This window comes from Glaciecola sp. XM2 (assembly GCF_018595715.1).
Taxonomy (GTDB): Bacteria; Pseudomonadota; Gammaproteobacteria; order Enterobacterales; family Alteromonadaceae; genus Glaciecola.
On the sequence record NZ_JAHEOJ010000019.1, the window covers coordinates 1 to 19,404 of the forward strand.

19 protein-coding genes and 1 riboswitch are annotated in these 19,404 nt (G+C 44.9%); of the genes, 12 read left to right on the forward strand and 7 right to left on the reverse strand.

The features are described 5' to 3' along the window. Positions 1-303: 303 nt before the first annotated feature. Entirely contained in the window at positions 304-1,458 is a 1,155-nt protein-coding gene (locus KJ365_RS03845; RefSeq protein ID WP_214449579.1) for an IS110 family RNA-guided transposase, read from the reverse strand. 259 nt (positions 1,459-1,717) lie between these two features. Here KJ365_RS03845 and KJ365_RS03850 point away from each other — a divergent pair, with 259 nt between their 5' ends. Continuing rightward, on the forward strand, positions 1,718-3,421 hold the full coding sequence (locus KJ365_RS03850) for a protein-arginine deiminase family protein (protein WP_214450318.1): 1,704 nt from the start codon (positions 1,718-1,720) through the stop codon (positions 3,419-3,421). A 314-nt stretch (positions 3,422-3,735) separates the two neighbouring features. Here KJ365_RS03850 and KJ365_RS03855 read toward each other — a convergent pair whose 3' ends face one another. The 5 genes from KJ365_RS03855 to moaE form a co-directional block, all read right to left on the reverse strand. Then, entirely contained in the window at positions 3,736-4,314 is a 579-nt protein-coding gene (locus KJ365_RS03855; RefSeq protein WP_214450319.1) for an acyloxyacyl hydrolase, read from the reverse strand. Positions 4,315-4,812: 498 nt separating this feature from the next. Next, positions 4,813-5,241 (reverse strand): Fe-S cluster assembly sulfur transfer protein SufU, encoded by a 429-nt coding sequence (gene sufU, locus KJ365_RS03860; protein WP_214450320.1) that lies wholly within the window; start codon positions 5,239-5,241, stop codon positions 4,813-4,815. Further along, positions 5,241-6,524 (reverse strand): aminotransferase class V-fold PLP-dependent enzyme, encoded by a 1,284-nt coding sequence (locus KJ365_RS03865; protein ID WP_214450321.1) that lies wholly within the window; start codon positions 6,522-6,524, stop codon positions 5,241-5,243. Before KJ365_RS03865 ends, sufU begins: the two co-directional genes overlap by 1 nt. A 3-nt stretch (positions 6,525-6,527) precedes the next feature. Continuing rightward, positions 6,528-7,373 (reverse strand): XdhC family protein, encoded by an 846-nt coding sequence (locus KJ365_RS03870; protein ID WP_214450322.1) that lies wholly within the window; start codon positions 7,371-7,373, stop codon positions 6,528-6,530. 53 nt (positions 7,374-7,426) lie between these two features. Beyond that, the gene (moaE, locus tag KJ365_RS03875) at positions 7,427-7,879 is read right to left on the reverse strand and encodes a molybdopterin synthase catalytic subunit MoaE (RefSeq protein ID WP_214450323.1); all 453 of its coding nucleotides are present in this window, start codon (positions 7,877-7,879) and stop codon (positions 7,427-7,429) included. Between the two features lie 112 nt (positions 7,880-7,991). On the opposite strand from moaE, the gene moeB reads away from it, so the two are divergent. The 8 genes from moeB (at position 7,992) to moaD (ending at position 14,126) form a co-directional block, all read left to right on the forward strand. Next, a complete protein-coding gene (gene moeB / locus KJ365_RS03880) occupies positions 7,992-8,759 on the forward strand; it encodes a molybdopterin-synthase adenylyltransferase MoeB (protein ID WP_214450324.1) in 768 nt (255 codons plus the stop codon). Continuing rightward, positions 8,752-9,579 carry a molybdate ABC transporter substrate-binding protein gene (gene modA / locus KJ365_RS03885; RefSeq protein WP_214450325.1) on the forward strand — a complete coding sequence of 276 codons (828 nt, stop codon included), beginning with the start codon at positions 8,752-8,754 and terminating at the stop codon, positions 9,577-9,579. The genes moeB and modA overlap by 8 nt, the downstream gene beginning before the upstream one ends. Further along, the gene (modB, locus tag KJ365_RS03890) at positions 9,576-10,274 is read left to right on the forward strand and encodes a molybdate ABC transporter permease subunit (RefSeq protein ID WP_214450326.1); all 699 of its coding nucleotides are present in this window, start codon (positions 9,576-9,578) and stop codon (positions 10,272-10,274) included. Before modA ends, modB begins: the two co-directional genes overlap by 4 nt. Then, positions 10,271-11,431, forward strand: a complete 1,161-nt coding sequence (locus tag KJ365_RS03895; protein ID WP_214450327.1) for an ATP-binding cassette domain-containing protein — start codon at positions 10,271-10,273, stop codon at positions 11,429-11,431. Before modB ends, KJ365_RS03895 begins: the two co-directional genes overlap by 4 nt. Positions 11,432-11,611: 180 nt before the next feature. Further along, positions 11,612-11,782, forward strand: a riboswitch (molybdenum cofactor riboswitch). After that, positions 11,773-12,744: a GTP 3',8-cyclase MoaA gene (gene moaA / locus KJ365_RS03900; RefSeq protein ID WP_214450328.1), complete on the forward strand. Its 972-nt coding sequence runs from the start codon at positions 11,773-11,775 to the stop codon at positions 12,742-12,744. Its footprint overlaps the riboswitch before it by 10 nt. Positions 12,745-12,819: 75 nt before the next feature. Then, positions 12,820-13,326, forward strand: a complete 507-nt coding sequence (gene moaB / locus KJ365_RS03905; RefSeq protein WP_214450329.1) for a molybdenum cofactor biosynthesis protein B — start codon at positions 12,820-12,822, stop codon at positions 13,324-13,326. Positions 13,327-13,395: 69 nt separating this feature from the next. Next, entirely contained in the window at positions 13,396-13,884 is a 489-nt protein-coding gene (moaC, locus tag KJ365_RS03910) for a cyclic pyranopterin monophosphate synthase MoaC (RefSeq protein WP_214450330.1), read from the forward strand. After that, on the forward strand, positions 13,881-14,126 hold the full coding sequence (gene moaD / locus KJ365_RS03915) for a molybdopterin converting factor subunit 1 (RefSeq protein WP_214450331.1): 246 nt from the start codon (positions 13,881-13,883) through the stop codon (positions 14,124-14,126). The genes moaC and moaD overlap by 4 nt, the downstream gene beginning before the upstream one ends. Here moaD and moeA read toward each other — a convergent pair whose 3' ends face one another. Beyond that, positions 14,127-15,362 (reverse strand): molybdopterin molybdotransferase MoeA, encoded by a 1,236-nt coding sequence (gene moeA / locus KJ365_RS03920; RefSeq protein WP_214450332.1) that lies wholly within the window; start codon positions 15,360-15,362, stop codon positions 14,127-14,129. A 191-nt stretch (positions 15,363-15,553) separates the two neighbouring features. Here moeA and KJ365_RS03925 point away from each other — a divergent pair, with 191 nt between their 5' ends. From KJ365_RS03925 to KJ365_RS03935, 3 genes are all read left to right on the forward strand, one after another. Then, positions 15,554-16,564, forward strand: a complete 1,011-nt coding sequence (locus KJ365_RS03925) for an extracellular solute-binding protein (RefSeq protein ID WP_502793480.1) — start codon at positions 15,554-15,556, stop codon at positions 16,562-16,564. An 85-nt stretch (positions 16,565-16,649) separates the two neighbouring features. Continuing rightward, the gene (locus KJ365_RS03930; protein WP_214450333.1) at positions 16,650-18,227 is read left to right on the forward strand and encodes an ABC transporter permease; all 1,578 of its coding nucleotides are present in this window, start codon (positions 16,650-16,652) and stop codon (positions 18,225-18,227) included. Between the two features lie 2 nt (positions 18,228-18,229). Next, the gene (locus tag KJ365_RS03935) at positions 18,230-19,282 is read left to right on the forward strand and encodes an ABC transporter ATP-binding protein (RefSeq protein ID WP_214450334.1); all 1,053 of its coding nucleotides are present in this window, start codon (positions 18,230-18,232) and stop codon (positions 19,280-19,282) included. Positions 19,283-19,404: the final 122 nt, after the last annotated feature.

Genomic DNA, 19,404 nt, shown 5'->3' on the forward strand with positions numbered 1-19,404 from the left:
GTTGGTATGACTCCCTTTGTCAAGTTTGACAAAACAATCCTGTGACATTCTTTCGGTCCATAAGATATTTAAAAATTAAGCTAACGCATCAGATGAGGCAGTATTGTCGTCGGTTTACATGCTGGTATCCGTAGGTTACTTATTTTTCAATAAGCAGAGCTGACCTTACTTTTTCCGCCGCAGTGCCTTCTCATCACTCTATGTTCGTGGGTCAAAAACGTGTTGTTTATTGCCTTCCTAACACCCTCGGAGGTTGCACCACATCCGCGGCCTGATCTAAATGCGCTAGCTTAAAACTCTTTATCATGCTGGCACTCTACTAGTGCGCAATTTTGGATTGACCGGTGTGAGTACCACTTCTTTGGTAATCGCCCATATGTAAGCCGCCATCTCCCTGGCAATCGCTGCAATGATTAAATTGTAGTGTTTGCCCTGCTTACTCATGCGTTGATAGCGCTTGCACAATCGTAGTTGCGCCTTCCAAGCAATGTCCAAAATATCTTTGGGTAAGCACTCTTGTCGCTTTTGTAACTCGGTAGAGATATTAGCGGCGAATCGGTAACTATGAGCGCCTTCGATAAGTAATCGTCGTGCACGGCCATTACCTGTTTTGGTAATGGCCCCAATACGGCGTTTACCACCAGAGGAATGTTCTGAGGGCACCAGACCTAAATAACTCATTAGCTTTCTTGGGTGGTCAAAGCGGGTTAAATCACCCAGCTCAGCCACTACACCAACAGCAACCAATAGTCTTACTCCTCGCATAGATTGAATCGCCTTGACCACAGGATAATAGCGCCACTGACGTACTTGATGTTCAAGTTCATTATCGAGTCGCTCTAAGCGCTGTATTCGTTCAGTGATGGTTTGAATGTATTCTTGTAACACGATGTGCTGTGCAGGATGCGGCAGTACCATTTCAGTGAGCCAACGAAGGTGTTTCTTAGACCAGTTAGCCACTCCGTCGTAGTGAATATTGTTTCGCAGCAAAAGTGCCTTTAATTGGTACTTTGCATCCTTTAAATCTTTCATGGCTGTTTCACGGCCACGAGATAAATCACGTACAGCCTCATCTTCCGGCTCGGGGACATAGATGGGGGATAGATCTTCAGATTTTAGTAATTTCACGAGCTTAAGTGCATCGCGTCTATCGGTCTTTATTTTATCACCAGGCTTTTTAGGAATGAGTGACGGCGCTACCACATAACAACAATGACCTAAGCTGGTGATAAACCGATAAATCCAATAGCCACAAGGGCCTGCTTCGTAAACAAAGTGCAGAGTTGCGTTTGGGTATTTGGATTCAAACTGACGCACAAGCTTTTTCACGCTTACTTTTGAAGAGGCTATGCGTCCCATATGAACCGGTGCTTTCCCTCTACCATCTTCGCAATACGCCACTTCGTGAAATTCTTTATGAGTATCCAATCCAATAAAAATTATGCTATGTTTATTCATGCTAGTCTCCAAATTTATATAATGTTTAATCGACAATTATTTATGGCACTGGCTATTGTAGCTAACCCACGAAAATGCGGAGACTAGCACTTTTGAAGGGAGTCATAATGTCTATGTGCAAAAAAATGCTCATATCTGATCATACAAGTTGATGTTCACCCCATGCTGGTATTTTCGCCACGCTAATAATCATTGCCTCACCTGTATCAGCGTATTACTCTGGTGAAAGTTCACATTCAATATTAAGAGCACTGTGCCCATGCGTCACTCACTGTTTAGATGTTTTACGATGCTATCTTTTGTATTTATAACGACAACGGCTTTGGCTTTAAGCCAAGCACAACCTGCTGATGCTTCTAAGCAAACATCGGCAAAAGGCTCGCTGCAAGTCTTGATTGATACAAGCGGCGATCACATTCCCGATACCGACGTGCGCCGTGCGGGCAAACGTAAGTTCGCCGGTGGTATGTATCATGGGGTCGTGCTTCACAATGCGGATGATGATAACGGCGACAAACAAATTGACGATACTGACGAGCGGGTCAATGGCAGCCAAGATGTACTGGATTTATATCCCGTAAAAATCAATGTGCAGGGCTTAAATGATGATATGGACATACATATTCATATCACAAATGCGCCAAAAACTGCCCTGCGCCTTTTTCATCAACAAAAGGACGCTTCATTTAGCTCCCTTGATATTAGCAATGTGCTTAGCATGCCCGTGAGCACGCTAAAAGAAGCCCCTATGTTGTTTATTGAAGGAAGAGACTTTGCAAGTGAGCAATGGAACGGCGAGTTTTCAGTTTCTGTAAAAGTAGCCAATGGCAAAGCAAACGCTGAGTCAGTAGAACTGGCACTTCGCATTGCGCCTTGGTTAATGCTGTCAAACGCCAGCGAAGCTCAAGAGCTGTATGTTCGCCAATACACGGGACGCAACGATAAAATGCTTGAGCAACTAAAAGTCTTACTCCCTCAGGCCAACACCAAATTGCATATCATTCCTGCTGACGCAGATTATGAAAGTTCGAATATCTGGCTGCAAGATACGCTAGAAATTGGACGTCAGTATACGCCTTTTCGCTCCATGCCGGTTGTTCTGCAGGCTAATAGAAATAAAGACATTGATAGATTTTCAAGTGACACCCTCTTAGGGCCCGATTTTGGTTGGATGCAAGTAGGCGACTATCGAGATAAATACGCTAAGGGTATCGAAGGCGTGGGTTGGATGGATTGGTTTGGCAACTTGGAAGTGTCTCCGCCTTTGCCATCACACCCTCATGGACGCATGTATTACGGAGAAGCGGGAGCCGGTAATCAGTTAGATGCGCGTATTGTCTCAAAAATTGCCGCTCAAGGACGGCAGACGCCATTTGCACTGGATGTCAGCTATTTGATGATAAAACACGCTGATGAAACCTTAAGCTGGGTACCTGGTACCGATGGGCGCTGGTACGCGCTAGTGCCAAGTCCGGCAGAGATGCTAAAACTTGCCAAGCAGATCCAACAAAGCGGCCATGGCGACCTGCCAATGCTGATACCGTTTGAAGAGGAATATACCATCAACACCCTATTGAGCGACAATGAAGGCATTGCGCACAATCAAAGCATTGAGGCGGGTGCACTGACCAAAAACATCGACATTCTTAAACAAGAGCTGGGTATTTCCGACGATCAATTCATTAAAGTTCCCGCCTGGTACAAAGCAGACGGCACATCTTTAATACCTAATATGGTCAACTCAGCACTGGTAAATGGTATGTTCATCGCTCCCGATCCTAACGGCCCCGTGGTAGGCGGAACCGATCTGATTCAACAAGCGTTTGTGCAACAAATGGCACAGTCTTCGGTTACCATCGCGTTTGTCGACGACCAGCTATACCATCGCTGGTGGGGCAATGTGCATTGCGCAACTAACGTTAAACGCCGCGGCAGCGAGCATATAGAAGGGTTGTTGCATTAGCGTAATTAGCAATACTAAAAAGGCGTGAAGCTCACAGACTACTCTATAACCACTTTATCTACCTTTTGTCGATGCTTAACAAAACCGTGACCACTATCGTCTAAACTCAAGAATTGATAGGGCCGTCCAAGCAATTTTAGGCGTTCAGCTAAAAGATGTAATACGTTTGATATGTTGCACTACGGTATCCTTTGCATACGTCATTAATTTGAGAAAATTGAAAGGGGGACTATCAAGGAGCTTACAAAATAAACTACGTAGATCCTCGTGAAATTCGAATGCCGCGATTATTACTGACAATCATACGCTAATATCTAATACCGATGAGCATAGCTAACATTCAAAAAATCTAAGCCCGGATTTTTACTATTTAGACCGCCATTACTATAGTGCATGTAACGCAGCGAAACGCTTTGCTCCATCTCAGTGCCAAAATCCATAGTCAGTCCTAAACGGTCTTCGAACTGGTAATGTGAGCCTATATCTTTGCCCGCAAATCGAGTGTCGTTGACGAATGATATACCAATTCCAAACTCCCACTTTACAGGATATTTGTCATTTACATGATAAAACGTTTTTCCGATTACGGGTGAAATTGCTAACGCGTAGTTTGTCTCATGTTGATTGTTTGCGCCGTATTCCCAAAAGTTTGCACTAACTTCCCAATAAACGTCTAGATAATTAAAGTAGGGGACATCAGTTAAAGTATAAATATGCGGTCGATAGGCTAAGCGAACGCCATTTAAATCTTGCTCGCCTATTAATAAATCGACAGCAACCGCGCTCTCGGTATTTGATAACGCTGTAAAAAAGTCGCTTATGTTCGCCTTAGCCGCTTGATTTGTACTCAAGGCAAGCGCGGCGGATAAAACTAATTGGGTAACCGTATTCATCATTTGCTCCTATATTGCTTCATACTTCCTATATAGGGACGTGATAGTCATAAAAATAATCACGTTTTTGGATGTAACGTATATAAAAAATGAATGTATTATACTAGCTTTCGGTGTTTAACTTGGTAAGCGTATGGATGTACTTATACCTTGCTTCAGCAACCAATATTTGATTGAGAAGATGTGTACACTAGACATTATCAGCGGCTCTGACTATGCTGACTAGTATTAAGCTTCTGATAAAACATAATAACGATATGTTCGATTCTTAAACTAATCCTGATTTGCAATATTTGTGGCCTACGCCATTTTTATAGAAAAAATTTCCTGAGCATAAACCTGTTAACAAATCGTTGTGTTCATAGCACATCGAAAAAAGACGGATAAGCTAGATCATGAGAACGCGCGCATCGCTAATAAAGGACTTCGGCGGGTTCACCTTGACTGAGCTACTTGCAGTGAGCATATTCTTACGTCATCAAACTTTGAGCAATCATACTAGCCATTGCATTGTTCCATACCTTGTCTAAGCGCATGCCATGCCAACATCACGCACTTTTTTCGTGCTGGGTGATGGCGAACTGCCTCAAGCGGTTGAAGCGTATCTGGCAACGTCACCGCTTTACCTTCTTCAATCCAGGCCTGCATATTCTGCGCAAGCTTTGCGGCATCAGCCACTGATTTTCCTGCTATGGCCTCGGTCATCATAGATGCTGAGGCGATGCATACTGAGCATCCTCTGCCTCTAAACTGTATAGGGTCAATGAGGCTATCGGTCACACTAAAGCCGATTTCGATGTCGTCTCCGCATCGAGGGTTTGCGCCACGTTTAACAAATTGCATGGCAGTTAAATCACCACTCACTTTATTGCGCGGCTTTTTAAAATGGTCGAGCAATTGTGTTTTATACAGTTGAGTAGTAGACATTAGGCAAATATCTCCTCTGCATTTTCAATTGCACTAAGCGCGGCTTGAATATCCGCTTCGGTATTATAAATCGAAATACTGATGCGCAGTGTGGAGCTCACGCCAAGATGCCGTAATAAAGGCTGGGCACAATGATGCCCGGCGCGCACGGCAACATTGGCATCGCCCATTATTTGTGCGAGATCATGTGCGTGGATGTCGTTATGATAAAAGCTCACAATACCGGATGCTAGATGCGCACTAGGCGTTACGATATGTATGTTTTGATGGCAAGACAGCGCTTTATATAGACGTGTTGCCAAAGCATGAATATGGTTTTTTGCGTGGGTTTGGCCAATGGAATCGACAAAGTCACACGCAGCCGCAAACCCAACGGCGCCAACAAGGTTTGGAGAGCCAGCTTCAAACCTGTGCGGCGCATCACTCCAAGTGGTTTCTGCTATGCTATCTGCGGCAAAATCTACCATGCCGCCGCCGAGCCTGAGTGGCTGCGTTTGTTCAATTCTAGTCGGAGCAATGTAGAGCAGTCCAACTCCCGTAGGGCCAAACATCTTGTGTGCAGAAAACACAAGAAAGTCGCATCCAAGCTCGTTGACATTTATCTTATTGCTGACCATTGCTTGAGCGGCGTCTATCAAAACCGGAATGTCCTTTGCTTTGGCCTTAGAACATAACCACTGAATATCATTTGTCACGCCCAACACATTGGAAGTATGCGTGACCGCAATCATAGCGGTCGTATCGCTAAAGAGCTCAGACTCACTTGGTAAGGCCAACTCGCCGTGTTCGTTTAACTCTATGATGCGAAGGGTCGCCCCAGCCTGTTCACATGCTTGTTGCCACGGTAAATAATTCGCGTGGTGCTCCATGCGGGTTACCCAAACCTGTTGACCCGCACTTAGCCTAGGTAATAAAAAGCCTTGAGCGACTTGGTTAATGCTATCTGTTGCAGAAGGGGTGAATATTACCGAGCGCAAATCGACCGCGCCTATAAATGCACCAAGGCGCTCTCTTGCTTGTTCGTATTTATCGGTTGTTTGCTCTGCTAGCGGGTAAAAACCGCGATTAACGGGGCTGTGGTACAAGCGCATTGCGTCATCCATTGCTTGGATAACAGACTCTGGCTTTTGAGAGGTCGCGGCATTATCTAAATAACTCAGCCCTTGGGTCAGAGGGTTGTTGTTGAAAATTGGGAAGTGTTCTTTCACGCGCACAGGATTAAGAAGCCCTTGAGTATCAAGTTCATTCTCTTTTATATGCAAACGTGCCACGGAATCTTCCACGTACTAATTCCCTACAGCTTCCAAATGTTGGATATTTGGGACGTCTTTACCCTCATTCTCTGCAATTAGCTTGTCGCGGTTGCGAATGCCTGTTCCGCCTCTGCGTAAAAGGGTTATTTCACTTAGTATGCACAGCGCGATTTCTTCAGGCGTTTGCGGCCCTAAATCAAGCCCAGATGGCGCGACCACACGCTTGATTTCCTCTTCACTAAAGCTCTCGTCTCGTAAATAGTCGAGCACCAATCTGGCACGTTTGCGACTTGCTATTAGCGCGATATAGCCGGCATCACGGCTAAGTGCCTGCTTGATAGATTCATGATCGCCTTTGTGTTGAGTCGCAATAATGACATAGTCGTTTTGTGAAGGCCTTAACTGGCTATAGTCTAGATCGTCGGTAATGATTTGCTTGGCGCTTGGAAATTTATCCCATGTTGCGCCAAGATCGTTCACAATTACTCTGTATCCTAGGGTATCACCCATTGAGCAAATCACTTCTGCAACTCGCCCATGGCCCATTATCCATAATGCTGGCTCGGGTAAAACGGGCTCTACATATACTTTCATACCACCTCCGCAAGGCATTCCGGCGCCCAACATTTCATCATTTAAATCAATTTCCATCAGTGCGGTTTTGTTTTGTTCAATACATTCTACCGCTTGTTCGCAAGCACTCGACTCTGCGCATCCACCACCAATCCAACCTGCAATAACCCTACCTTGGGCATCAATTATGGCTTTCGATGAGGTCTTCGCAGACACTGAGCCATAGGTATCGACTACCGTAGCTACTGCAAAAGGGGTTTGCTTTTGCTGCAGGTCGTTCATAATATCAAACATACTACGAGCCATATTTCTCTCTCTTAAATCCCATCGCGCTTGTGCGATAGCAAAAAACGCTGAACTTATTTTGAAGACCACCTGTGTGTAGACGCTTTATCTGAGGCTTTAGCTGCTACCCAAATGCTGTTTTTAGGACTAATTTCTTTTTTCCAAAGTGGTACATCGTTTTTTAAAAAATCCATGATAAATTGGCAAGCGTCAAACGCTGCTTTTCTATGTTTAGCGCTCACACCTACAAACACAATTTGTTCGTGGGCTAAAATCTTGCCTATTCGATGAATGACACGTATTTCGCCCAGCGGCCATTTGTCTCGGGCTTGTTTGCATATTGCGTCGAGGGACTTCTCAGTCATTTCAGGGTAGTGTTCTAGCTCAATGGCGACTACGTCTGTATTCGCGTTAAAATCTCGCACAATGCCTGTGAATGTCACGATTGCACCATCGCTTAGGGCACGCGCTCGCATACCCTCATATTCGTCGCCTTGAGAAAAATCTTCGGTTTGTATGGAAATCATGAATGTGCCTGTGTTAGCTAAATCTTTAAATTTTCGCTTACAATATCAGTAAACTATAATACAGTTAAGTATAAGCAGATCACATGCTTACTCTTTATTTTAACATCAACGGATGAACAAAAAGTCATTGGAAAACGAACTCACACATAAGCAAGCCATGAAGTTTGCTCGTCAAATTATGCTGCCTAACTTTGATATTGATAAGCAATTAAAGTTGCTGTCGTCGAGCGCATTAATTATTGGTGCGGGAGGCTTAGGATGCGCAGCTGCCCAGTATCTCACCGCCAGTGGCGTAGGTAATATTACGCTGGTAGACGATGACAAAATTGAAGTACATAATTTGCCTCGGCAGATATTGTACGCTGAGCAAGATATTGGTTTGTCCAAAGCGCAAACCGCAGCAGATTTACTGGCGCAAAAACATCCTGAAAGTCGCGTGATAGCAATATGTGAGCGCTTGCGTGACGAAGCGTTAACAAAGGAAATTGAAAAGCACGACGTTGTATTAGACTGCACAGATAATCTTGAAACGAGACAAAGCCTTAATCATAAGTGTTATTCGTCAAAAGTGCCTTTGGTATCAGGTGCGGCTATTCGTATGGAAGGACAACTTTTTTGTGTTTTGCCCGCTAAAAAAACAGCATGCTATCAATGTTTTAGCCAATTCTTTAATGAGCAGCAGTTGAGTTGCCATGAGGCAGGCGTGATGTCTCCAGTAGTGGGTGTTATCGGTAACATGCAAGCTTTAGAGGCAATAAAAATCTTGAGTGATTATGGTGATGTGCTCACCAACTCGTTACTTATGTTTGATGCCATGCAAGCGCAATGGGTGAAGCTAAAAGTGTCGAAGGCTAATGGATGTAAGGTTTGCAATGAATAATTGGCGTTGTGTAATAAGGCTGTGCTCGTGTCTATTGCTGATGCTCACCACTGCATTTAGCGCCGATACGCGGCAAATCGCTCAGCACAATAGCGAGCGCCTTACCGTGGCGGTAGCGAGTAATTTTGCGCATGCACTAAACGAAATCCTTGGCGCTAGCGAATATTGGTCTGAGCAAAATGTTAGGGTGGTGACCGGCTCATCGGGCGTGCTGTATGCACAAATTACCAAAGGGGCGCCGTTTCATGTGTTTTTTTCAGCCGACAGTGAGCGCCCTAAATTATTAATGCAAGCAGGGCTGGCTAAACCCCCAGAAGTCTATGCAATAGGGCGTTTAGTACTATGGCCTGTAGAAGGTTCATCTGATGCGCTTAATAGTTTATCGGAGCAAGATGCTCGGGCTATGTATATAAAGCAACTAAAAGGTTTAGATGGGAGATTGGCCATTGCTAACCCGCAATTAGCACCTTTTGGTTATGCTGCAAACGAAGTGTTAGGGGGTAATGAGGATTTAGCATTTCTCGCTAAGCGCTTTGTAAAAGGAGCCAATGTTAGCCAAGCATTTCAATTTGTAGATTCTGGTAATGCCAGAGCGGGTTTGTTAGCTCAATCACTCTTGATTCAAGCATATCAGTTATTGAAAGATGATAAATATACGCAGTACTTATTGATTCCTCCATCGGACTATACTCAGATTCAACAGTCCTTGAGTGTCATCAAAAAACCGCTGCTGCATCCCCAGGCAGAGGCTTTCGCTGAATTTATATTAAGCGACGACGCTCAAAACGTGTTAGTCACATTGGGGTATGCAAGGCCATGATCGAAAGTTTACAAAGCGACTGGCCTGCCATTGCCTTAACCTTAAAGTTAGCATTTATTACGGTGCTAGTGCTGCTTGTTTTTGGTTTACCGGTTGCTTGGCAATTGGCAAAATATCGAGGGCGCTTTAAACCCTTTATTGAAGCGCTTATTGCCCTGCCGTTGGTGTTGCCACCTACGGTGCTAGGGTTTTATTTGCTCAGTGCATTTTCTCCTCAATCATTCCTTGGCAAATTATGGATTGACGTGGTGGGTGAGCAATTTGTGTTTAGTTTCACAGGTATTCTCGTTGGGTCGATTATCTACTCCATGCCCTTTGTGATTCAACCAATGCTCGCTGCGTTTACGCAAATTGCTGGGCACGCGCAGCTAAGTGCCAGTACCTTGGGCATTGGGCGCTTCAAAACCTTTGTATTTATTATTTTACCCATGACGCGCGCAAGTTTAGTGAGTGCGGCGACCTTGGGCTTTGCCCATACATTAGGTGAGTTTGGTTTAATCCTGATGATTGGAGGTAACATTCCTTCAGAAACACAGGTGGTCTCAATTGCTTTGTTTAATCATGTTGAGTCTTTGCAGTATGAGAGCGCTCATGCTCTGTCTTTAGCGTTGCTGATTATTAGCATGGTGAGCTTGACCTTGTTATATAAGTTCAATCGCTCAGCCTTGCCGCTTGGGATAGGGGCGGGCAAATGAAATTTAAACTTTCACACACAATTAAACGTTCATCAAAGCAAGAAATACGTTTTGCGCTAGAAGAACAATACGCCATTGATAGTAAAATACTGGGCATATTTGGGCAGTCAGGTACCGGCAAAAGTACTTTGCTTAAGGTGTTAGCAGGTTTAATTCCAAGCGCAGATTATAGCCTACAAGTTCATGGGCAAGACTATGAGAATATCCCTGGTGCTAGCAATCCTTGTGTCTATGTTGGCTCAGATGCCGTGCTGTTTGACCATGTAAGAGTACGTGAAAACTTAACGCTTGTAATCAAACACAGTGCAAGCTCTCAAAAAAGCCAAATAGATATGCTGCAGGTTGTTGCGCTTTGCGGCATAGAGCACCTTTTAAACCAGCCAATCTTGGCATTATCGAGCGGCGAAAAGCAGCGCGTCGCTTTTGCCAGAGCGTTGTTGTGTGGAAAGTCTATTATATTGCTAGATGAGGCGTTTTCGGCACTTGATTGGTCGGCGCGTTTGTATTTTATCGGCCTGTTGAGCAAGCTTAAGGCAGATTACTCCTTTGGTTTTGTGCTTGTCAGTCATTCTCTCAAAGAGCTTGCGCTCACTTGCGATCACATCTGGGTGCTACAAGAAGGCAAGTTTGTTTTGCAGTCGGTATTAGACGATGCTCTCGATAAAGTATTAATTAGCAGTACCCAAAGAGGCGATAAGGCTGAAGGTAGACAAGAGAACTTGCCAATCAACGGTCAAACCTTATTTAGTGTGCTCAACTTAAAGTACCGTGGAGTAGACCCATTAGACGAGCAGCTAGAGATATGGGAGCTGCCTGGCGATGGTAAGCATGCTGCACAACAGGTGATAAAGAGAAATCAGAGTAGGGACGCTTCATCAATATCGCTGACACATGATGTCATTGCCCATGTCATTGATGCTGACAAAATTAGTTTGACCCATGAACAGCATCTTGCCTCAAGCATGTTAAACCGTGTTTTGGTAATCGTTACAAGCATTGATGAGGCCGATAGTTATCGAGCGGATTATCCAAAAGGGGTTGTTGTCACAATGAGTGCCAACGGACAGGTAATGCGCTCTTTAATATCAAAGCGCTCATACACAACCATGCAAATCAAGGTCGGCGATTCACTGTTTGCGATATTTAAAGCATTGTAATACGCATACGTTTGTGTATTACTTATGTGGCACCAAATTTTTGAACTTTGAGCAAACTAATTGGGATACAAGATACGTGATTACTATTATGCTCATAAGAACACGAACAAGTAGTACATTAAAATAGTATTAATTTGATGACAAAAAACCTAGGGTATAACTGTATTCAATAGGAAATAATAAACCATAAAGACTCGAGCCTTTGAATCTAAAGTGACACAAAAAAGCGTGTCGCCATGATTTTTAGGCCGCTACTTAGCGTAGCCAGGGGTAAGCGAGAAATTACTTACCCTCCCGTGGAGCGTTTTGCTCAATAATTGTATTTTGGAAAGGGTCAACACATGTTACAAGACAACTTCGGCAGGCAATTTCATTACTTGCGCCTGTCCATCACAGAAATGTGCAATTTTAGGTGTAATTATTGTCTGCCAAATGGCAACGAATGCGACACTTCAAAAGACAATATGACGATAGATGAAATACGCACGCTGGTGAGCGCATTTGCGCGTTTAGGGACAAGTAAAATCCGCATTACCGGTGGTGAGCCGAGCTTACGTAAAGACCTCATCGAAATCATTTCCATTTGTAAAAGCACGCCGGGCATCGAGAAAGTCGCGATGACCACAAACGCTTTTCGCCTTAAGAAAGACGTGCAAAAATATAAAGATGCGGGCCTCGATGCGCTCAACGTGAGTGCCGATAGTCTTGACCCTAGAATGTTTGCAGCTATCACAGGTAAGGATAAATTACTTGATATACTCGCCGGGGTCGATGCGGCGGTAGAGGCGGGTATCAAGCATATAAAATTTAACTCAGTGATTTTAAAGCAACATAACTTTGGCGGCATTGAGCAGTTTTTAGAATATCTGAAAACCCACCCAGTAACGTGGCGTTTTATTGAGCTTATGCAGACAGGCGATAACGCCCAGTTCTTTGCAAAAAATCACGTGCAGGGCGAGACGATTAAGCAAGATTTGCTGGCAAAGGGCTGGCAGCGCGTGGTTCGCGAAAAGCATGCTGGCCCGGCGCAAGAATTTAGTCACCCTGATTATTTGGGTAATCTTGGTTTGATCATGCCGTATTCAAAAGATTTTTGTAGCACCTGTAATCGCCTTCGCGTCTCAAGCTCGGGTAAATTGCATTTATGTTTGTTCTCTGAAGTGGGCCTTAATATTCGTGATACGCTCACCGCTGGCGATGTGGACGCCACCTGCGATGCATTACGTGGCCACTTAACGCTTAAAACAGCAAGTCATGAACTACAAAAAGGCTTTACCGGCGCAACGAAACAATTAGCAATGTTGGGTGGATAAGCGCCCAATACCATCTAATCTTAAATACCTAATCTTTAATAACAATCAATGCATTTGCAGTAAAGGAGACAATGCATGAGTAAAGGTGGAAGACCATTTGAAGCAGTAAACCTTGCGGTATTAACCATTTCAGATACGCGCACCACAGAAAATGATACATCCGGTGATTACCTTGCAGAGCAAGCCAGTGCTGCGGGGCATAAGGTGTTGGCGCGAGATATTATTATCGATGACATTTACAAAATAAGAGCAAAAGTGTCTGCATTGATTGCAGATGAGAGTGTTCAAGCCATCTTGATCACTGGCGGCACAGGCTTTACGCAAAGAGATTCAACCCCAGAAGCCCTAACGCCTCTATTTGATAAGCAAATTGAAGGCTTTGGTGAGCTGTTTCGCTACATTTCATATAAAGAAATTGGTACATCCACCGTGCAGTCTAGGGCGATTGCTGGGATGGCAAATAAAACCATTATCTTTTGTATGCCAGGGTCAACAGGTGCATGCAAAACGGCATGGGAAGGTATTTTAAAAGAGCAGTTAGACTCTACCCACAAGCCTTGCAATTTTGCGCCTCACATTTGACTATCATCTTTTTAATTGCGGCCCATTCTCAATAATCGGCATAGCATAGGCATGAAATAGGACAGTGCATTGACAGACAATACCCTCACCCACATCGACCAAAGCGGAAACGCGAATATGGTCGATGTCAGCGAAAAGCAAGCAACGACTCGTATTGCGGTAGCTACTGCTGCGGTACTCATGCAAAAAGAGACCTTGGCGCTTATCAAAAGCAATGATTTGAAAAAGGGCGATGTATTGGCTACTGCGCGTATCGCGGGTATTCAAGGTGCGAAACAGTGCTCAACGCTTATTCCGCTATGTCACCCGCTCATGATTTCTAAAGTGGGGGTCGACTTTGAGTATGATGAGGTCAATTCGAGCATTTACATTCGCTGTGAGTGTAAATTAGTGGGCAAAACAGGCGTTGAAATGGAGGCGCTTACTGGCGTTTCGATTGCCGCATTAACTATCTATGATATGTGCAAAGCGGTGGACCCTGGGATGGTCATTAGCGATATAAAGGTTGAGCAAAAACAAGGTGGTAAAACCGGTTTGTGGGAGAGAGAGAAAGCATGATCCGTATTAAGTTTTTTGCCTATCTTCGCGAGACCTTAGGGGTAAGTGAAATGGAGCTTGACGGCCAAGATGGGCAAACTATCGCTGCTATTAAACAAGCCCTCGTTGAAAAGGGCTCGCCGTGGGATATGCTTGATGAGCAAGATGTATTGTTTGCCTTAAACCAAGCCATCTGCGGTGATGATGCCATTGTCAATAGCGGCGATGAACTGGCCTTTTTCCCGCCCGTAACAGGTGGTTAATTAAGTCAGTGTATGGTCATACAATTGCACCTTGACCGTTTCACCTGCTTGAACCCGTCCTCGCTCTCTTTCTAACACGATATAGCAATTGCTGTTGGCAAAGCTTGAGAATATCCCAGAGCCTTGAGGCCCAGTTGATGCCACGCATAGCTGGCCTTGTTCATTAACAAAGCATCTGCCACGTTGATAGTCTACTCGACCCGGTTGTTTTCTCAGCATTTCGGTGGCGACTGCATCAAATGTATGAGGTAGGCTGAGTGTTTCGCCCGACATGGTTTTAAGTGCATCAGTGGCAATTTGATTAAAGGTCACAAAGGCGGACACGGGATTGCCCGGCAAACCAAAGAAGATGCTGTTAGGTAGGCGCCCAAATGCGAGGGGTTTACCCGGTTTTATGGCAATCTTCCAAAAATCGATTTTCCCAATTTCTGCCAAGATATCTTTGATAAAGTCGGCTTCACCCACCGACACGCCGCCTGACGTGATCACGCAATCTGCGCTTTGGTCGGCTTGTTGCATAATATTTCGAATCGTATCTTTATCGTCGGGTACAATACCAAAATCGACGACTTCACAATTAAGCTTGGTGAGAAGTGCAATAATAGAAGGGCGATTGCCGTCATAAATTTTATGGGTTTGATAGGTGTCCCCCGCGCGCATCAATTCATCTCCGGTGGAGAATATGGCCACTTTCAATCTGCGATAAACCGTCACTTGTGCGCAGCCCAATGTAGATAGCAAACCGATATCGGCTGCATTAAGCCTTTTGCCTGTAGCGCCCACCAAGCTATCTTTTTTTATACTCTCGCCAGCTAGGCGAACGTCATTGCCTATATCAGGCACTTTGATAAAAGAAATGTTGTCACCGTCAACGATGGCATTCTCTTGCATCATGACCGTATCCGCGCCATCAGGCATAGCTGCGCCTGTCATAATACGAACGCATTCACCGGGCAATAAGGGCTTTTCATAAGAGCGCCCAGCAAAGCTTTTACCCACTAAAGTCAGCGTCTCTAACTCCACCAAGTCTTGATGTCTAAACGCATATCCGTCCATGGCAGAGTTATTAAACCCTGGCACATTAATATTTGAACACACATCTTGTGCTAGCATGCGATCTAGGCTTTGTTCCAAAGGGATGGTTTCGGTCTCGCTGACGCGTTGCACGAGTGCTAGAATATTGGCTTTGGCGTCTTCGATTGCCATCAGACCAGGGCGGTCACAAGAAGCGGTCATGCTTACATCCTGTATTGATTTAAAAAAGTGACAAAACTTTAGTGCGAATAATGCCTTAATGCAACTAAAGCAGGGCAGCGGTGTCTTTTTGAATGAAAGTGTAACGCTTCAAAAAACCTTGTGATACTATTTGTGTAATTGAGACGTATTATCAATTAGAAGCGCGTATTTTTAGATATTTGGAGGTTGTTATTAAAAAGTTCATCTTCGCTAGCATACTAGCGTCTTTACTCATTCCAAGCGTTGTTGCCCAAGAAGTCAATGTGTACTCAGGTCGACAAGAAGCCCTAATCAAGCCTTTATTAGACAAGTTTAGTGAGCGTACCGGCATTGAAGTTAATTTAGTAACAGGTGGCTCTGACGCCTTAATCAGTCGCCTGCAGTCTGAGGGTGACTTATCACCGGCCGACATTATTATCATGGCCGACGCAGGTCGCTTGGTGCGTGCTGAGCAGTTGGGCTTAACTCAAGCAGTTACCGATGAAGCACTTATCCAAACCGTGCCAGAAGCATTTAAAGCCGACAATAATCACTGGATTGCGCTGACAAAACGCGCCCGTCCAATTATGTATCGCAAAGGCGATGTATCGCCCGACGCAATTAGCACCCTAGCAGAGCTAGGCACCGACGCATGGAAAAACGAAGTGTGTATCCGTTCTTCTAGTAACATATATAATCAGTCTATGACGGCATCCCTCATCTTATTGCAAGGTGAAGAGGCAACTTTGGCATGGTCAAAGGCATTGGTAGGTAACTTCGCGCGTTCGCCAAAAGGCGGTGACAGAGACCAAATCAAAGCGGTTGTGGCTGGCGAGTGCAAGCTTGCGGTAGCAAACACTTATTATCTTGGTGGCATGCTCACATCTGCAGACGAAGAAACTCGCGCGATTGCTGAGCAGGTAGGGGTTATCTGGCCAGATCAAGACACTACCGGGACGCATATTAATATTTCGGGTGCGGCGATTACAAAGTATGCGCAAAACACTGACGAAGCACAGGCGTTATTAGCGTTTATGTTAGAAGCTGATTCACAGCAATGGTATGCACAAGTTAATCATGAATATCCATTGCTAGACGGTGTTGAGTGGAGCAAAGAGTTGCAGTCGTTTGGCACCTTCAAAGCGCAAGACGTAGATTTTGAAAAGATGGGCGCAATGAACGGTGAAGCCCTTCGCTTAATGGATAAGGCGGGTTGGCGCTAAGCATTTTTACTTCAATACGTTTGTCGCAATGAATGCGAGAACTGGCCTAGCAACAGCGGTCTGCCTTTTGGCGGCGGTTGTTGTTATGCCCCTCATAATTGTTGCCGCTAGCGTATTTTCAATCGATACTCAACTGTGGACACATCTTCTCGATACAGTATTTACAGAATACGTCTTTAATAGCCTAGTTTTGGCTGGAGGTGTTGGTCTTGGCGCCATTGTGATTGGGACCTATCTTGCCTACATCATGGTTAACTATCGCTTTTGGGGCAAGGGTGTTTTGAGCTGGTTGCTTATGCTGCCGCTGGCTATGCCTGCCTATATCATTGCCTACACCTACACTGGCCTGCTTGATTTTAGCGGGCCAATTCAAACCGCCTTGCGTGAGACCTTTGGCTGGTCAAGAAACGACTATTGGTTTTGGGATATTCGGTCTTTATCTGGCGCGATAGTGATGATGATTCTTGTGCTCTATCCCTATGTGTACATTCTCGCGCGAAGCGCCTTTGCCGAACAATCCTATAGCTTTAACAAGGTCAGTGAGCTAGCCGGTTACACGCGCTTGCAACATATTAAACATGTGTCGCTACCACTTGCTCGTCCGGCTATTTTAACTGGGGCGTCTTTGGCGATGATGGAGGCGCTAGCGGATTATGGCACGGTTGCCTATTTTGGCATCAGCACTTTCAGCACGGGCATTTTTAGAACGTGGTTTGGTATGGGGAGCTTACAAGGTGCGGCGCAATTATCTACTGTGCTTTGCGTGTTTGTGCTGGTGTTGTTGGTACTCGAAAAGCACAGTCGTAAAGACGCCGCTCGTTATCAGTCTAGACAGGCAAAATCCATCAGTCCTGTAAAATTACCGGGTGTAATAGGTTTAGGTGTTTTTGCATTGTGTTTAATTCCAGCAATATTTGGCTTTATCATTCCCTTCATACAACTGGCTATTTGGAGTATTGAATATGCAACGGTGGGTGATTTAGGCGACTTTATCACGCTGATTCAAAACTCATTAAGTTTGGCGGCCCTTGGCGCTGGTATTATCGTATTGTTCGCTGTTGTTGTGTCTTATAGCAAACGACTCAATGAGCAGCAGCCCTCAAAAATGCCGATGAAAACCGTTGAACAGGCCCTTAGCTTAGGCTATGCATTGCCAGGCATTGTGATTGCAGTGGGCGTATTAATACTGGCAGGCTGGACAGACCGTCAAATCAATCAGTTTACCCAAGCATGGTTTGACTATCGCCCTGGGCTGATTATTTCTGGGGGCATGATGATTCTGATTTTTGCCTACGCCGTTCGCTTTATCAGTGTTGCCCTACAAAATACTGAAACCGGTTTTATGCGCGTGCCGCAAAAGCTTGATCAAGCAGCTTTAAGTTTAAGCCCAAGCTACAAAAGGCTTTTGGGCAAAATTCAAATCCCGCTGTTATCGGCCAGTTTAATCAGTGCCACTTTATTGGTGTTTGTAGATATTCTCAAAGAGCTGCCAGCTACCTTGGTGCTGCGCCCATTTAACTTCAATACATTAGCAGTAAGAGCATATGAACTTGCTTCTGACGAACGCTTGATTGATGCTGCGCTACCCGCCATTACCATTGTATTGGTTGGGCTCATCCCCGTGGTGTTATTAACCCGACAACTGAATAAGGCGAATGTATAAACATGCTGACTCTTGAACATCTCTCTTTGGCTTATGGAACGATAGAGGTTCTTAAGCAAGTTGACTTGCAGTTAGAAACGGGTGAGATAGGCTGCATTTTAGGGCCTTCAGGATGCGGTAAAACAACGCTTTTACAAGCGATTGCGGGGTTTCATCCGGCGCAAAGTGGGCGCATTCTGATTGACAGAGTGTGCGTCAACGATACGCAAACTAATTTAGCGCCAGATGCCAGAGGTGTGGGGGTAGTGTTTCAAGATTTTGCGCTATTTCCACACATGAGTGTGCTTAAAAATGTAGAGTATGGTCTACACAAACTACCAAAAGCACAGCGTACACAGGTGGCCACTGAGCACCTTTTATTAGTGGGCTTAGAAGATTACCTGCATGTATATCCCCATGAGCTTTCGGGCGGCCAACAGCAGCGCGCGGCCATTGCAAGAGCGGTAGCGCCTAAACCAAGACTGCTGCTGTTAGATGAGCCGTTTTCTAGTTTAGATCCGCAGCTGCGAGAGCGTGTAGCGGTAGATGTAAGAGCGCTTATCAAGCGCTTAGGCATTACCTCACTGCTCGTTACCCACGACCAAAACGAAGCTTTTGCCATGGCCGATAAAATCGGCATTTTCGCGGAGCATAAATGCCAACAGTGGGACTCGGCCTATGCGTTGTATCATCAACCTAGCACGCGTTTTGTGGCTAACTTTATTGGAGAGAGTACCTTTATTTCCGGTGAAGTTATGCATCAAGATCAGTGGTATGTAAACACCCAATTAGGCAGACTGGCATTAACCCACAGCCACAACTTTGTTGAAAATCAGCGTGTAGACGTATTGGTGCGACCTGACGATATATTGCATCAAGATAGCAGCCCTTTGAAGGCGACAGTGACCGATCGACGGTTTCGTGGGGCGCATATTTTGTATCGCTTAAACCTGCCAAATTTTAACGAAGAAGTGCTTTGCTTAGCCCCGAGTCATCACAACCACCAAATCGGTGAGTCTTTTGGTATTCGTTTGTCGATTGAACACGTGATTTGCTTCGCTAGCGACAACAACTAGTTATATATCGCCGATTAAGTGAATTAATAGCCCTCTAGGCGTTTTGCATTGCCTACCTTTGGTCTATAATAGCGCGCTTCAATCAATCAACATCTCGCCATCGCGGCAAGCAAGTAATTTAT

What these genes read in the sequence shown, in the direction of transcription:
- KJ365_RS03845 (WP_214449579.1), bottom strand. Translation starts at nt 1,458, where the DNA reads ATGAATAAACATAGCATAATTTTTATTGGATTGGATACTCATAAAGAA.
- KJ365_RS03850 (WP_214450318.1), top strand. Translation starts at nt 1,718, where the DNA reads ATGCGTCACTCACTGTTTAGATGTTTTACGATGCTATCTTTTGTATTT.
- KJ365_RS03855 (WP_214450319.1), bottom strand. Translation starts at nt 4,314, where the DNA reads ATGAATACGGTTACCCAATTAGTTTTATCCGCCGCGCTTGCCTTGAGT.
- sufU (WP_214450320.1), bottom strand. Translation starts at nt 5,241, where the DNA reads ATGTCTACTACTCAACTGTATAAAACACAATTGCTCGACCATTTTAAA.
- KJ365_RS03870 (WP_214450322.1), bottom strand. Translation starts at nt 7,373, where the DNA reads ATGGCTCGTAGTATGTTTGATATTATGAACGACCTGCAGCAAAAGCAA.
- moaE (WP_214450323.1), bottom strand. Translation starts at nt 7,879, where the DNA reads ATGATTTCCATACAAACCGAAGATTTTTCTCAAGGCGACGAATATGAG.
- moeB (WP_214450324.1), top strand. Translation starts at nt 7,992, where the DNA reads ATGAACAAAAAGTCATTGGAAAACGAACTCACACATAAGCAAGCCATG.
- modA (WP_214450325.1), top strand. Translation starts at nt 8,752, where the DNA reads ATGAATAATTGGCGTTGTGTAATAAGGCTGTGCTCGTGTCTATTGCTG.
- modB (WP_214450326.1), top strand. Translation starts at nt 9,576, where the DNA reads ATGATCGAAAGTTTACAAAGCGACTGGCCTGCCATTGCCTTAACCTTA.
- KJ365_RS03895 (WP_214450327.1), top strand. Translation starts at nt 10,271, where the DNA reads ATGAAATTTAAACTTTCACACACAATTAAACGTTCATCAAAGCAAGAA.
- moaA (WP_214450328.1), top strand. Translation starts at nt 11,773, where the DNA reads ATGTTACAAGACAACTTCGGCAGGCAATTTCATTACTTGCGCCTGTCC.
- moaB (WP_214450329.1), top strand. Translation starts at nt 12,820, where the DNA reads ATGAGTAAAGGTGGAAGACCATTTGAAGCAGTAAACCTTGCGGTATTA.
- moaD (WP_214450331.1), top strand. Translation starts at nt 13,881, where the DNA reads ATGATCCGTATTAAGTTTTTTGCCTATCTTCGCGAGACCTTAGGGGTA.
- moeA (WP_214450332.1), bottom strand. Translation starts at nt 15,362, where the DNA reads ATGACCGCTTCTTGTGACCGCCCTGGTCTGATGGCAATCGAAGACGCC.
- KJ365_RS03930 (WP_214450333.1), top strand. Translation starts at nt 16,650, where the DNA reads ATGCCCCTCATAATTGTTGCCGCTAGCGTATTTTCAATCGATACTCAA.
- KJ365_RS03935 (WP_214450334.1), top strand. Translation starts at nt 18,230, where the DNA reads ATGCTGACTCTTGAACATCTCTCTTTGGCTTATGGAACGATAGAGGTT.